Genomic DNA, 14,228 nt, shown 5'->3' on the forward strand with positions numbered 1-14,228 from the left:
AAAAGCTGGCTTAGCCAGCTTTTTTTATGCATCGATTGCAGGATCATTTAGATCATAGCATGTGCGTTGGGTGAAGGTTTCATCAAAGCGGCTCATTTGTGTCAATAGATTGACCGCCGATTGAATGAGGGGGTAGGCGCACACAGCGCCACTGCCTTCGCCGACATAAAAGTTTAAGTGGAGCAGGGGTTCAACGCCTAGGTATTCAAGCAATTGGCGATGACCTTTATCTTCACTGCGTTGACAGAAAATGGCGTAATGCTCGATGTCTGGATTGATTTTATATGCCATTAAAAATGCCGTGCTCATTAAAAAACCATCAATGAGAATCACCATATTGAGTTCAGCGGCTCTGAGCATAGCACCCGTTGCCATGATGAGTTCAAGAGAACCGAATTCACTCATCACATTCATGGGTGTCACGGGTAATACAAAGCGTTTTAATGCATCCGTCAGGACATGCAATTTATGATCACTGTATTTGCCGCCAAAGGCATAACCTGAACATTGTGGCAGCGGGATGCTCGTTAATAACGACATCCACATCGAGGCTGCCGCTGTACTGCCCACACCGAGCTCACCCATCGAGACCACATTGCAGCCATGATGATCAATGAGGTTGACCACCTCTTCACCATATTGCAAAGCAAGGTTGACTTCATCGGGCAATAAGGCCGCTTCATGGAGAAAATTACGGGTGCCACGACGAATTTTGCGATCAATGATGCCCATATCGGTGGGGAAGTCATGATCAGTGCCAGCATCGATCACCACTAAATCAAAATGATGTTGTCGCACAAAGACATTGATGCCCGCACCGCCTTGCATGATGTTCATCGCTTGTTGCCAGGTGATCTCTTTTGGGCTTGGGCTGATCTGTTCGTCACTGATGCCATTGTCTCCCACAAAAATAAGATGATGCGGGTGCGTCAATGTTGGGGTCAATGTTTTTTGGATCGTGGCAATTTTGCGGGCGACACCCTCAAGCTTACCGAGGGAACCAATCGGTTTTGAGAGGCCATCAAGTGTGGCTTGGACCTGTTTTTTAATGATTAAGTCAGGCTCTTGAATGTGATACGTTCTCATAATGATCCTTGAATCTGCAAGTCGCTCAGATTCACTTAGCCTACCATTATCTAGATGTTTTGCAATGATTATGGCGGGCTTTTTATGAATTTTTATGATTAAAGCGCGCTAAACAATCCCGCATAGACCAAAAATCCACCAAACAATAAGAAGCAAATGCCGGCTAAACCATCGATATAGGGTGCGTATTGCTGATATTTTTGTTTCACCTTTGGCAGTGAAAAAAGGCGGGCAATGAATAAAAACCACACCAAAGTTTCTAAGGTGATGATGCCTACAATCATGGCTTTGGTGGAAAGATCAACAGAGCCTGTGACAATTGCTGAAAAGACACTCACAAAATAGATGAGGGCTTTGGTGTTAGATAGATTGGTCAAAAGCCCTTTTAAGAAAAAGCGCTGTTTGACAGCGGTGGCATTACGCGCGGTCATTTGTATAGGCTTGAGGGCTGCGCGCATCAATAAATAAGCTAAATAGAGTAAATAACTGCCCCCAAGGGTCATGATGCCGCGATGGAGCCAAGGCAACTGTTTTAACACAATGTTTAAGCCAAGGAGGGCAAGCAACGCCCACACAAAAACGCCCAATGTGACCCCAAAAATGGCTTTGAGTGCATCTTCACGCGGGCGGCTTGCTGCCACTTGCGAGATGAAGAAAAAATCAGGCCCAGGAGACGCTAGGGCGACCAACTGTGTCATGGCAATGGAGGCAAGTAGGATCATAAATGTCGATTACGCTTTTGGTTTTTTTGCTTCTGTGGTTTGAAGGATTTCATGATAGATGAGTAAAATGCCCATGCGAACGAATTCTAAGATCTCTTCAAAGTCTTGTTCAGTGGCTTCATCATCAATCTCATCTTCAGGTTCAAAGTCTGCATGGGTAAATTCAATCAAATCATTCATGAACTCATAGGCATCGCCTTCTAACTTAAGGTGATTCATGCCAATGCCGTACACTAAACCTTCACCACATTGTTGTAAGGCCGCGATTTTTTGATAAATGTCCGCATCTTCTGGCAATAATGGTGTGAAGGTGAAATTTAAATCGTTTAAAGATTGCACCGTCTCTTTATAGAGTTGAACGAGTAAATCACCCTCTTTGATGCCATCATTTGTTAAGCGAGAGAGCTCTTTGATCCACAGCAACACCGCTTCATTTGGATGCGCACAGATGTAAGCAATCAGGATGCCTTGCGCCTCTGATGGGTTTAAACCGGCGAGAACCTCTTGATATTCTTTGTATAACACGTCTTGATTTGCGCTCATGTAGCATCCTTTCACTGAAACTTTTCAAAATAATTGTCAATTATCCCAATTATCATCGCTTTAATCCATCATGAATTAAATTTTTTTGATACTATGTTTTGTTGTAAAATAGAAAATCTGTATCATTTGCACAACAGACTTGGGCCGTCATTTATGAAAATTTCATTGAAAACATTGGGAATGCTAGGGATTCTGAATATGGGAATCTCTTCTTCTATGGCGATGGCTGAAGAAGCAGCGCAAGGTTCCGCATTAGATACCATCATTGAATTGTCAGAAAATCCTGCCCAGCGTTTACAAAATACGTTACTGATTGGCGATTGGTTTTTAGAGCAAAACAATGAAGAGTTGGCAAAAACTTATTATCAGCGCGGCTTAGATGAATACGAAGGGGATCAGCGCAATGCCATTTATGTGGAAGCGCTCCTGAAAGTGGCAGGTTTAGAGAAAGATAAATTAGTCTCGCGTGCCTTGCTGCTCGATGCAAAAACGTTGATCGAAAATGATGTGGCCAATGAATTATTGTATGCCAATGTCTTAGAAGCGTTGGTTTGGACGTATGATATTGAAAATAAAGACATTCAAACCGTCACCAATTTATTGGAAACTGCGATCTCCATTCGGAAAAAATACCCCTACAATACCGATTATGGCGCAACCCTTCGCATGCTCGCATGGACGTATGAAACCCGTAATTTATTGAGTCAGGCTGAGTATTATTATAATTATGCCCTCAATAATGACATGAAATATCTGGGCTTTGGGGACATTCGCACAGTGCTTGCGATGGAAAATTTGGCGCAATTTTATCTAGATTTTGGGCAGTTTGATAAAGCAAAACGCATTTTAGATCAAAAATATGAGCTGCACATGAGTGCAAAAGCGCGTGATCATTACAATTTAGCGCGCACAGAATCGATGCTCGGCTGGATTTTAGTGCAAACAGGGCACCCGAAAGAGGCTGAAAGAATGTATTTAGATGCCCTTAAAAATGTGAATCAAAGCTTGACGAAATCAGCCGATCAATTGCATTATTTCTCCTTATCAGCCTTGTTTGATTTGATCTATTTTTATGTGTCACAAGATGATTTTGAGCGCGCCTTAGATTATTATGAGCAAGCCCAAACGGTGGTGGCGCAAACCGATGGTTTGACGCTGCGTGAATATGTCGGTGCGCTTGGTCAAAGTGGGATGGAGGAGTTAGCCTCAAGTTATGCATGGTCCATTCATGCCCAATACAATAGCATTCAGCGCCTGCATGAGTATTTAAACAGTAGGAATAAAAATTAAATGGCCATTTATGCAATGGGTGATCTGCACGGTTGTTATCGTGAATTTAAGAAATTATTGGAAAAAATTGAATTTGATCACGCCAAAGATCGCCTCTATTTGGTGGGCGATCTCATCAATCGCGGTCCTAAGTCAGAGAAAACCTTAAATTACCTGATGAAGCACACCGACTCGATTTTTCCGGTATTGGGCAATCATGATTTGGCATTTTTGGTGTATGCACAAGGGTTGATTCGCTTAAAGCGTCACGATACGTATGATCAATTGATGCAAAGCCCTGATGTGGATGCGTACATTCATTTCCTTCGTCAGCAGCCTTTAATGCATTACATTGAGGATTTAGATGTGGCGATTTGCCATGCAGGCATTCATCCCTCATGGTCGATTGATCAAGCCCTTGAGCTTGCAAAAGAGGCTGAAACGGTGTTAAAAGATGATGAATTGTGTGGCGAGTTTGTACCAAAGATGTTCGGCAATCAGCCAAATTACTGGGATGAATCATTAACAGGCATTGATCGCATTCGCGCCATTGTCAATGTGTTTACACGCATGCGTTATCTCTTTGCCGATGGGCATTTAGACTTTGATGCCAAAGTGCCATTGTCAGAGGCGACAGAGACACTCATTCCATGGTTTAAAATGCCAAATGCCTTTGGTAAGACTGAGGTGATTTTTGGTCATTGGGCATCGCTTGGATTGCACAGTGAAAACAACATCACGTGCATTGATACCGGTTGCGCTTGGGGTGAAAAATTGACGGCGATTCGTTTAGATCAATCGCCGCATCCATTGTTTCATAAAAAGCGTAAAGACTAACGGCGCAATGTAGAACTCATCGGTGCGCTGTCTTTAATGGTGGCAGCGACCGGGCAGTGAGCATCCACAAAGGCCATCAATTGCTTGAGCTTCTCTTCTGAGGCGTCTGAATCAATCACGTAAGTTGTGCGAATGTCGCTAAAACCGATGGCGACATCCGGATCGCCTTGATAGCCGCGTGCATCAAAATCACCTTCCACCAAAACTTCTATGGAGCGATATTCAATGCCCATTTGCTTAGCTGTGACTTTCGCCACGATGGATTTACATGCGCCAATGGCACCAAGTAAACCTTCCACAGGCGTCATGCCCGTATCTTCGCCAAAGGGTTTAGGCTCATCAAAATAAAGGGTGTGATCACGCGCTTCAATTTTGACTTGAAAGCCATCGGTGATGGTGGTGCGGGCTTGATAAACTTTTGCAGCGTTGTCGCTCATTGTATTCTCCTAATCGTTGTCATTTTATGGGTGTTTACGCTTTATCTTAGCGGATTTATCCCCATAAGGCTAAACTAAAGGGCGCGATACAAAATTTGTTGGCTAGGCTTTGGCGTAACCAACGTTTTGACAGCACAACTGCTTGAGCCGCAATCCCCGCAGCCTGATGTTAATGTACTGCATGCAACGGTGATTTTCTCGATTTTACCTTTTGTGACCCAGCGTTCTGCCATGTCAAATGCCACACTTTCAGGAATGTTAAAGTGCGCTGCCAATCGCGGCAGCGTCACCTCTTTTTGTGCCTCAATGTAGGCTTTGATCTCAAGGAGTAACATTATCCGCAGCACTTCTTGTTGTCATCGCAGCAGCGCTTGACGTGACTTTGCGCCACAATGGCATGGGATTGCGTGAAAATCTCTTTGTGACCCATCCAGCGAAGCAGCATAAAGAGGGCAAAGAGCGCAATCACAGTGCCCATGATCCAGAACATTGCCGTGCTTGAGCCTGCCGACAATAGCGAGGCTTGATAATATGCCACCGCCAATAACCAGCCGATGATGAATGTCCAAGAGGCCACCAAAATTGTCCATTTTGCGCCTGCTTCACGGTAGACAGAGCCCAATGCAGCAACACACGGCGTATAGAGCAAAATGAAAATGAGATAAGCAATCACAGCGGCGTCAGAGGTGAAATATTGCTGAATTTGCGTGACGGTGGAATCATCCACTTCATTGTCATTTTTGATGGTTTCTAAGTCGCCATCTGCCACTTTTTCAGAGATGCCAAGCGGATCGAGCAATAATCCTGGAATGCCTGCCAAATTCTCAGGAATGGTGGCAAATGCGGAACCCACGGTTGCCCAGAAATTAAAATCTTCATGCTCAGTATTGTGAGAATAAAGGGCATTGAGCGTACCAATGACCGATTCTTTGGCAAAAATACCGGTAAAAATCCCAACAGTGGCTGGCCAGTTTTCTTCAGTGATGCCCATTGGTTCAAACGCTGGCGTGATGGTGCGGCCAATGCTCGATAATACTGATTTATCAGAATCCGCATTGCCAAAGGAGCCATCAGTGCCCCAGCTGTTTAAAATGCCTAAAATGGCCACCACTAAAATGATGGCTTTACCGGCTTTGTAAATAAAGCTTTTGAGGCGCTCCCATGTGGTGAGCATGATGCCTTTAAAGGTGGGTAAATGGTAAGCGGGCAATTCCATAATGAACGGCGTATTTGGCCCTTTTAAGATGGAGAACTTGAGGGCAAATCCTGTAAAAATCGCCACCACAATGCCTAGCAGATAGAGCAAATAGACCACCATGCCCACATTCGTTGGGAAGAAAATGGCGGCAAACAGTGCATACACAGGTAAGCGAGCACCGCAGGACATAAAGGGAATCATCATGATGGACATCAATCGATCGCGGTGGCTCTCTAGGGTGCGTGTGCCCATAATGGCAGGAATGTTGCACCCAAAGCCCACCAACATCGGCACAAAGGCTTTGCCCGGTAAACCAATGGCGCGCATGCCGCGATCCACCACCATGGCAGCACGTGCCATGTAGCCTGAATCCTCTAATAAGGATAAGCATAAAAACATCATGGTGAGTACGGGAATGAATGAAGCCACTGTTTTGATCCCTTCACCAATGCCGTTGGCTAAAAAGGTGACGAGCCAATCCGGCGCGCCCCAGCCATTGAGAACGCTCGCTAAACCATCGACAAAAATCGCGGAAAAGAGAATCTCAAAGAAATCAATGAAAGCAGAGCCCACATTGATGGCGATGGCGAACATTAAAAACATCACCAATAAAAAGATGGGTAAACCCGTAAAGCGCCCGAGTGCCCATTTGTCGATTTTGTAGGTGAGCTTTGTACTGGCAATGCCGACAGTTTTGATCACGTCTTTTGCGAGCTCATCAATGGACTCATAGCGGGCGCTGGCAATGGCGATGTCATATTCGCCTTCGGCTAAATTTTCAATCTCTTTGCGTGTTTCTAAAAGGGCAGCGGTGTCTGCTGCTGTGAAGGCAGGATCTTTGTGATCCCCTTTGATGGATTCAAGCACCAGCCAAGGGCTCATTTGATTGAGAATGCTTTGCTCAGATAAGGAATCAAGCTGCGTTTGAATGATGTTGGTGATCGTTGGATTGAGGGTTTTGTAAGGTAAATGATCCACATATAAATCAGGATCATACGCGGCGATCACTTTTTTAAGCTCATCAACGCCTTCATTTTTACTGGCGCTGATGGTGACAACGGGGCAATGGAGCTTTTCTTGCAATAAGGCATGGAAAATCTCATAGCCTTCTAAACGTGCCACATCCATCATGTTGAGCACGATGATCATCGGGCGACGCAAATCAAGGAGCTGAAACGTTAAATAAAGGCTGCGCTGCAAGTTTGAGGCATCGATGATGTTGACGATGATGCTCTCTTGATTTTTTGGGTCAAGCAAATAGTGGCGCACCACCAATTCATCTTGTGAGGTGTTCGTTAAATCCCCTTCAAAAGAGTAAGTGCCCGGCAGATCCACCACATCAATGATGGTGTGATCAATGTTAAATTGCCCTGTTTTTTTATCCACCGTCACGCCCGGCCAATTGGCAACTTTCTGATTGCTGCCAGTTAATGCGTTAAAGAGCGTCGTTTTGCCGCAATTAGGGTTACCGAGTAGGGCAATGGTTTTATTTGACATGGATTAATCCTCGATTTCAACTTGTATGGTGGCGGCTTCTGATTTTCTAAGGCACAGTTGAAAACCACGAATGGTGATTTGCATCGGATCGCCTAGGGGCGCCGTTCTCACAATGCTCACTTTACAACCTGGGGTGATGCCCATGGCTAAGAGTTTATTGCGATAACAAGTATTGAGAGTGTCGAGCTTTTTAATCATAGCGACTTGATCGATGGACAATTGATCTAAGGTCGTTATTGTCATAATGATTTCTCCATCTGATTGATGGACGACAATATATAGCGATTGAAAATGATTATCAATGATATTAATAAAATAAATGAGAATCATTCAAGCCGCCCTTTGGTTGCTCAATAATATAAGACACGTTATAGTAAAGAGATTTAATGGTTTTTTTGACACGGCGTCAATAAGGGAGAGGAAGTGATTACAGGTTTTATCCTTCAAAATGGGCGTTTACAGCAGATCAAAATTGAAAATAAAGAAGATATTATCAAAGAAATGATCTGGATTGATTTAATAGATCCGACGGAAGAAGAACGCTTATTGGTGGAAAATCACTATAAGTTTGAACTTCCTGAAAAAGCAGAGATTAAAGACATTGAGGCATCCGCACGTTTTTATGAGGATGAAGATGGCATTCACATTCACAGCTTCTTTCTCAATGATTTTGAAGACAGCGCCACAAATGTGACGGTGGCATTTTCCATTTTTGCAGGGTGTTTGTTCACCATTCGCGATGAGGATTTAAGTTCCTTTAGATTGTACCGTTTGCGTGCGCGCCATCCGGTGGCAAACGACATGGATAATGTGGTCAATGCCATGGATATTTTAGTGGGCTTACATGAAACCGCCGTTGAGCATGTTGCCGATGTGTTAGAAGGCATTTATTCGCGCCTAGAACATGTGAGCCGCGATGTGCTTGATTACACAAAGCATGATGAGAATAACGACAAAAAGCCGAAGAAAAATGATGGCAAAGATGTGCTTGCAGAAGATGCAGAAGAATCTAAAGCGAAAATGGATGAAATTTTAGTGTGCATTGCCCGTGAAGAGGATGTCAATGGTAAAGCCCGTTTATCTTTGATGGATACGCGCCGCTCGCTCTCATTTTTGGTGCGCGGTCGTTTACTCAATGGTGAACAAAATGAAGATGTGCGTGAGATTTTGCGCGACTTAGAGTCCCTCACCGGGCACACCTCATTCCTCTTTGATAAGATCAACTTCTTACTAGAAGCGGCGATGGGGCAAATCTCTTTAGAGCAGAGCCGCATCATTAAAATCTTCTCCATTGCCTCTGTGGTCTTTTTACCCCCGACATTGATTGCCAGTATCTACGGGATGAACTTCTCCCACATGCCAGAGCTGAATTTTACCTTCTCCTATCCTTTATCGATTGGGGCGATGTTCCTCTCTGGCATTGCGCCATACTTGCTCTTTAAACGCAAAGGCTGGTTATAATCAGCCTTGCGCTGGGAAAAGTACCACCAAAGCATTGCGCATTTCACCGGCGATGACGCTGTATGTTCGGCAAGCAGAGTCGGTGCGCATGGTTTCAATGCCAATGCCTTGGGTGTAAAAATACGCCATGTGTTCAGGGGATAAAAAGTGATGTTTGTCCCCTGTGCCAATTAAGATCATCTCAGGCTTGAGTGAGCACCAGCTGCGAAAATGTTTGTCCGTTAGCTGTGTAAAATCAGTGGGGGCAAGCGTGTCATACACATCATTTTTATACAATACGATGCTGCCCACATAATGGGCATCATCCGTTAGGGTAAAACCTGCGTCATCATAGCGTTTGATGGCTAAATATCCCGGATCTTCTTTACGTAGGTTCGATGTGCCCACATTTTGTGAATCATCATGTTCGATCATGCTCTCTCCTTAACCTTGCGTGCGCAGTGTGCGATCAATCAAATCTAAAAATGCCTCAGCAGAATGAATGTTGAGGGTCTCTTCAGCCGACAGCGTAATGCCATGTTGAGCGGCGATGGCATCATAGCGCACCAAGCGGTGTTTGACCAAATGTGGAAACACCCACACGGCAAAATGGTTCGGATCAATCTCTTGCCAGCCGTTTAATGATTGCTCAGTGCAATACTCTTTGATAGCAGTGTGCAAAAAGTCCGCTTGATAATATAAAGGCTTAGGATATTTTTGGGCACGGTCAATCAAAGTGCTCATCATGTTATCGGTGGCTTTGATGTAAATGAGTAAGCAATCTTTGGCCACAGCATCGATCACATCAGGCGCATCAAGCTCACACACACTGCCACTGAAATCACAAATGAAATGCGGATAACCATAAATATGGGTGGCGCGATCAATGAAGGCTTTGGTGTCCATCATGGCGTTGATCTCAGCCGTTCTGTGGGCATCTAAGCGCGCTAAAAACTCATCTAATGGCAAGCCGCCTTTGTCTAATGCGCCCACCATGCTGATGAACATGGAAATGGCGTTGAGGTTATCAAGGGTAATGTTTGGGGCAATGAAGGCAGAATCGCTGCGCAATAATTTAGCGAGCGCTGGGCTTTTCATGGCTTCAATTTTTAAGAGGTCGCTGATCTCTTCATGCAAATAACGTGTACCGATTCGGTAGTCAATGGAGTAATGGAACCATTCGGTTTTTGGCAATAAGTTTGAGAGTGTGGTTTTGCCAACGCCACTCATTCCCATCAGGGCGATGCGTTGATGGGATTTGTCGGAAAAATGTTGTGCTTGCATGATCAATTTTCGGTCTGTCAAAAGGTGGAAGGAAGATTATAGTCCATTGTGGCACGAAAAATTTCAAGGAAAAAGATTTAGAGTGATATAATTAAAAAATTTGTGGTATTTTGACGATAGACACTTCGGGCGAGCAATGATTGAATTAAAGAATATCGAATATGGTTATGGTAACCATATTGTATTAAAGAACGTAAATCTCATGACCAAGCAGGGCAGTGTTTTGGTGCTTTTAGGACCTAGTGGTGCGGGTAAAAGTTCTTTACTGCGCATTATGAATTTGCTGGAAATTCCTAAAGTTGGACAATTATCTGTGGCAGGGTTTGAGTTTGATTTCACCCATAAGATTCCGGATGCCGACATTCGCGCCCTTCGTCAAAAAGTGGGCATGGTGTTTCAGCAATATCATTTGTGGCCCCATAAATCGGTGATGGATAACTTAATCTATGCACCCACGCAACTTGGCAAAATGAGTAAAGCAGAAGCCGTTGCCCAAGCTGATAAAATGCTTGATCGTTTAAAATTATCCGGCTTAGGGGATCGCTATCCTTTGAAACTCTCTGGCGGACAACAACAGCGCGTTGCGATTGCGCGAGCATTGATGATGTCGCCAGAAGTGCTATTATTTGATGAACCCACGGCGGCGCTTGATCCTGAGATCACCTCCCAAGTGGCAGAGATCATCAATGAACTCTCAACCACCGGCATTACGCAAGTGGTGGTGACCCATGATGTTGACTTCGCTAAAAAAATTGCCACAGACATTGTCTACCTTGAAAATGGACAAATTGTGGAAATGGGCGGCTGTGAGCATTTTGATCACCCAGAAACGGTGCAATTTAAAGAGTATTTGTCCCATTAATCACAACAATCATCTCAAAGGAAAGAAAGGAAATCATATGAAAAAATTAAAAGTTTTCTTAGCATTGGCCACATTGTGTGTGGGCGGTGTTGCGATGGCAAAGGATGCCACGTTGCGTTTTGGTACCAACCCTGAGTACCCACCATTTGAATATAAAACAGAAACCGGTGATGTGGCAGGCTTTGACATTGATGTTGCCAATGCCATCTGTACAGAATTAGAAAAAAAATGCGTATTCGTCTCTCAAAGCTTTGACTCTTTGATTCCTAATTTACGTTTAAAACGTTTTGATGCCATCATTTCCTCAATGGACATCACAGAAGAACGCCAAAAGCACGTGGCATTCTCTGACCCATACTATTTAAACCCATCCGTATTTGTGACCATGAAAGGCTCAAATGTAACGGTGGATGATTTAACGGGTAAAGAGATTGGTGTCTTAAATGGCTCAACCCATCAGCAATACATCAAGAGCAAATTTAAAGATTCAAACATCAAAAACTACCCACAATATCCAAATGCCATGAGCGACTTAGAAATTGGCCGTGTGAACGTTGTGTTCGGTGATGAAGTGGTAGTGGCTGAATACATCAAGCGTAACAATGAATTAGAAGTGATTGGCGAGCAAGTGAATGATCCTGAGTTCTTTGGCAATGGTTTAGCGATTGCTGTGTTGCCAAAAAATACTGAGTTGCTCAATGAAATTAATGGCGCATTGGCTAAAATTAAAGAAGATGGCCGTTATCAAGCAATTTACGATAAATGGTTCAAGTAGTTCTCTTTCATTAACAGTTAGGCGTTTTCATGCTCGATTCACTTTTTTCAAATTTTGATGGTTTTTTCTTAAGCTTACTCAAAGGGGCCGTGGTGACCCTTGAACTTTCTCTTCTCTCCTTAGGCATAGGGCTTGTCATTGCCATTGTCTTTGCATTGTTAGAGTTGAGTCGATGGAAAATCATCCGTTATCCTGTCGCCCTCATTGTGAATGTGATTCGAGCATTGCCTGAATTATTGGTGATTGTGTTTATGGCCTTTGGTGTGCCTTATGCACTCATTATCTATATGGACGATGCACCGGACATCTCAACGTTTTCGTTGGGTGTTGCGGCATTGTCCTTAATTTTTGCCTCTTATGCGTCTCAAACATTGCGCGGTGCACTGCAAGCGGTGCCCCAATCGCAATGGGAATCGTGTGAGGTGCTCGGCATTTCTAAAACCAAAGCGTTCATCTCCATCATCATGCCACAAATGTGGCGCCATGCTTTACCCGGGCTTGGCAATCAGTGGTTGGTGTTGCTCAAAGACACCGCGCTGATCTCATGGGTCGGGGTGACCGATTTGATGAAAGCAGGACAAGAGGCAGCCACAGCAACCAATGAATTTTTCTCATGGTTACTTGTCGCGGCCTTTATTTATTTGGGCATCAGTTTAGTGAGCCAACAGATTCAAAAGGGTTTTCAGCTCTTTTTAACACGTCACGAAAGAGCATAGGAAGAGATCATGAAAGAAGATATTTTATTCATCATGGGTGGAATCCCGGTGAGCCTTGGGGTGACGTTTTCAGCGCTGATCATCGGCTTTGTCTTAGCCCTTTTTATGGTGGTGGGATTAATTTATAAAGAGAAGAAAAATCCCCTCGCGTATTTGATTAAAGCTTTGGTGGTGTTTTTAACGGGCACGCCACTCTTTATCCAGATTTTCTTGGTGTATTATGCACCAAAGCAATTTGCCTTCTTGCGTGGCACTTACTTTGATGATGCATGGTTTTGTGCTGTGTTTGCGTTATCATTGAACTCGGCGGCATACACAGTGCAACTTTTCCATGGCGCGATTGTCAATATTGCCCCAGGTTTATGGCAAGCAACCGCTGCCTTGGGTTTAAAGCGCTTTCAAGTGCTGAAAATGATGTTGTCTTTAGCCCTTCGCCGCGCATTGCCAAGTTATTCAAATGAAGTGGTGTTGTTGTCAAAAGGTTCAGCCTTAGTGTCCACCATCACCATTATGGACATCATGGGGCGCACGATGGAAGTGACAGGGCGCACGTATGATTACTTAACCTTTTACGCGGTTGCCGGTGCCATTTATTTGGTGATCAATGGTTTGCTCATCATTGGGGCAAAATTTGTGGAGCGTAAATTGATGGCATTTGAGGCAGTATGAGCATTCTCAGTGCTTTTGAGGAGGCGCTCTATTATCAAGAAGGTTTGCAACCTTTGACGTTGCAATCCTACTTATCGGATTTAGATAAGTTGCAGTTTTATCTGTTTGATCAAGATTTAACCTTAGAAACTGCCGATGAAGCCACATTACAAGCCTACATTCAAACGCAGCTCGATAAAAAATTAAGCCCACGCAGCATTGCGCGTTTTGTTTCTGCGTTTAAACATTTTTATGATTTTTTGATTGTCTCAAAAGTGCGTGATGATAATCCTGCGCGTCAATTGGTGATTCCAAAATTTACAGCCTCTTTACCAGAATCTTTAAGTGAAACAGATGTGGAAAAGCTGCTCAACACGCATGATGTGTCCACACCCCTTGGGCTTCGGGATCGGGCGATGATGGAATTATTATACTCATGCGGCCTTCGCGTGACTGAACTCATTGCATTGACCCTTACGCAGGTGAATCTACAAGTGGGCGTCGTGCGTTTGGTGGGTAAGGGTAATAAAGAACGCTTAGTGCCCATTGGCGAAGAGGGCATTGAGTGGATCAATCAATATTTAAATCATGCTCGCGGCGAGTTGTCGCGCGGGCAATCCACCGATTGGCTGTTTTTATCTAATCGGGGCGATAAAATGACGCGCCAAGCCTTTTGGTATGTCATTAAGAAAACTGCGAAAACTGCGGGCATTTCATCGACCATATCTCCGCATACCTTAAGACACGCCTTTGCCACCCATTTGGTGAATCATGGGGCAGATTTGCGTGTGGTGCAGTTATTATTGGGGCATTCAAGTTTATCGACCACGCAGATTTATACACACATTGCGAAAGAACGCTTGAAGTCCATTCATCAAGAACATCACCCTCGGGGATGAGAAGGAGTTTTGAAT

The 14,228-nt window shown here is 44.2% G+C and carries 17 protein-coding genes; 8 read left to right on the plus strand and 9 right to left on the minus strand.

Annotated elements, in window-relative coordinates; genetic code table 11:
* Positions 1-24 precede the first annotated feature (24 nt).
* The 3 genes from cobT to B9T10_RS00690 form a co-directional block, all read right to left on the minus strand.
* Positions 25-1,086, minus strand: coding sequence for a nicotinate-nucleotide--dimethylbenzimidazole phosphoribosyltransferase (gene cobT / locus B9T10_RS00680; protein ID WP_094537556.1), 1,062 nt, complete (start codon positions 1,084-1,086; stop codon positions 25-27).
* Positions 1,087-1,184: 98 nt separating this feature from the next.
* Positions 1,185-1,808 (minus strand): LysE family transporter, encoded by a 624-nt coding sequence (locus tag B9T10_RS00685; protein WP_094537557.1) that lies wholly within the window; start codon positions 1,806-1,808, stop codon positions 1,185-1,187.
* A 9-nt stretch (positions 1,809-1,817) separates the two neighbouring features.
* On the minus strand, positions 1,818-2,351 hold the full coding sequence (locus B9T10_RS00690; RefSeq protein WP_008314248.1) for a UPF0149 family protein: 534 nt from the start codon (positions 2,349-2,351) through the stop codon (positions 1,818-1,820).
* 198 nt (positions 2,352-2,549) lie between these two features.
* Between B9T10_RS00690 and B9T10_RS00695 the strand changes: the two genes are divergently transcribed.
* Both B9T10_RS00695 and B9T10_RS00700 read left to right on the plus strand, forming a co-directional pair.
* The gene (locus tag B9T10_RS00695) at positions 2,550-3,641 is read left to right on the plus strand and encodes a tetratricopeptide repeat protein (protein WP_063455756.1); all 1,092 of its coding nucleotides are present in this window, start codon (positions 2,550-2,552) and stop codon (positions 3,639-3,641) included.
* Entirely contained in the window at positions 3,642-4,457 is an 816-nt protein-coding gene (locus tag B9T10_RS00700) for a symmetrical bis(5'-nucleosyl)-tetraphosphatase (RefSeq protein ID WP_063455757.1), read from the plus strand. It begins immediately after the preceding gene.
* On the opposite strand, the gene B9T10_RS00705 is transcribed toward B9T10_RS00700, so the two are convergent.
* The 4 genes from B9T10_RS00705 to B9T10_RS00720 all read right to left on the minus strand — a co-directional run bounded on the left by B9T10_RS00705 (position 4,454) and on the right by B9T10_RS00720 (position 7,832).
* Positions 4,454-4,894 (minus strand): OsmC family protein, encoded by a 441-nt coding sequence (locus B9T10_RS00705; protein WP_094490989.1) that lies wholly within the window; start codon positions 4,892-4,894, stop codon positions 4,454-4,456. The genes B9T10_RS00700 and B9T10_RS00705 overlap by 4 nt on opposite strands.
* 74 nt (positions 4,895-4,968) lie before the next feature.
* Entirely contained in the window at positions 4,969-5,229 is a 261-nt protein-coding gene (locus tag B9T10_RS00710) for a FeoC-like transcriptional regulator (RefSeq protein ID WP_094488699.1), read from the minus strand.
* The gene (gene feoB, locus B9T10_RS00715) at positions 5,229-7,589 is read right to left on the minus strand and encodes a Fe(2+) transporter permease subunit FeoB (protein ID WP_094537558.1); all 2,361 of its coding nucleotides are present in this window, start codon (positions 7,587-7,589) and stop codon (positions 5,229-5,231) included. The genes B9T10_RS00710 and feoB overlap by 1 nt, the downstream gene beginning before the upstream one ends.
* 3 nt (positions 7,590-7,592) lie before the next feature.
* Positions 7,593-7,832, minus strand: a complete 240-nt coding sequence (locus B9T10_RS00720; protein WP_233491501.1) for a FeoA family protein — start codon at positions 7,830-7,832, stop codon at positions 7,593-7,595.
* Between the two features lie 180 nt (positions 7,833-8,012).
* Here B9T10_RS00720 and B9T10_RS00725 point away from each other — a divergent pair, with 180 nt between their 5' ends.
* On the plus strand, positions 8,013-9,050 hold the full coding sequence (locus tag B9T10_RS00725; protein ID WP_063455761.1) for a magnesium and cobalt transport protein CorA: 1,038 nt from the start codon (positions 8,013-8,015) through the stop codon (positions 9,048-9,050).
* Here B9T10_RS00725 and B9T10_RS00730 read toward each other — a convergent pair whose 3' ends face one another.
* Together B9T10_RS00730 and B9T10_RS00735 are read right to left on the minus strand one after the other, a co-directional pair.
* Positions 9,051-9,464, minus strand: a complete 414-nt coding sequence (locus B9T10_RS00730) for an Mth938-like domain-containing protein (RefSeq protein ID WP_008314263.1) — start codon at positions 9,462-9,464, stop codon at positions 9,051-9,053.
* A 9-nt stretch (positions 9,465-9,473) separates the two neighbouring features.
* Positions 9,474-10,313, minus strand: coding sequence for an adenylate kinase family protein (locus B9T10_RS00735; protein ID WP_018122325.1), 840 nt, complete (start codon positions 10,311-10,313; stop codon positions 9,474-9,476).
* Between the two features lie 136 nt (positions 10,314-10,449).
* Here B9T10_RS00735 and artP point away from each other — a divergent pair, with 136 nt between their 5' ends.
* Genes artP through xerD form a run of 5 tightly spaced genes read left to right on the plus strand, consistent with a single transcriptional unit; the run spans position 10,450 to position 14,213 of the window.
* Complete coding sequence (gene artP / locus B9T10_RS00740) at positions 10,450-11,175, plus strand: arginine ABC transporter ATP-binding protein ArtP (RefSeq protein WP_039949833.1); 726 nt, start codon at positions 10,450-10,452, stop codon at positions 11,173-11,175.
* A gap of 37 nt (positions 11,176-11,212) precedes the next feature.
* Positions 11,213-11,950 (plus strand): transporter substrate-binding domain-containing protein, encoded by a 738-nt coding sequence (locus B9T10_RS00745; protein WP_008314269.1) that lies wholly within the window; start codon positions 11,213-11,215, stop codon positions 11,948-11,950.
* A 29-nt stretch (positions 11,951-11,979) separates the two neighbouring features.
* The gene (locus B9T10_RS00750; protein WP_008314272.1) at positions 11,980-12,666 is read left to right on the plus strand and encodes an ABC transporter permease subunit; all 687 of its coding nucleotides are present in this window, start codon (positions 11,980-11,982) and stop codon (positions 12,664-12,666) included.
* 9 nt (positions 12,667-12,675) lie between these two features.
* Positions 12,676-13,335, plus strand: a complete 660-nt coding sequence (locus tag B9T10_RS00755) for an ABC transporter permease subunit (protein ID WP_008314274.1) — start codon at positions 12,676-12,678, stop codon at positions 13,333-13,335.
* A complete protein-coding gene (gene xerD / locus B9T10_RS00760; RefSeq protein WP_094537559.1) occupies positions 13,332-14,213 on the plus strand; it encodes a site-specific tyrosine recombinase XerD in 882 nt (293 codons plus the stop codon). The genes B9T10_RS00755 and xerD overlap by 4 nt, the downstream gene beginning before the upstream one ends.
* Positions 14,214-14,228 lie beyond the last annotated feature (15 nt).

It is taken from the genome of Wohlfahrtiimonas chitiniclastica (assembly GCF_002252325.1).
Taxonomy (GTDB): Bacteria; Pseudomonadota; Gammaproteobacteria; order Cardiobacteriales; family Wohlfahrtiimonadaceae; genus Wohlfahrtiimonas; species Wohlfahrtiimonas chitiniclastica.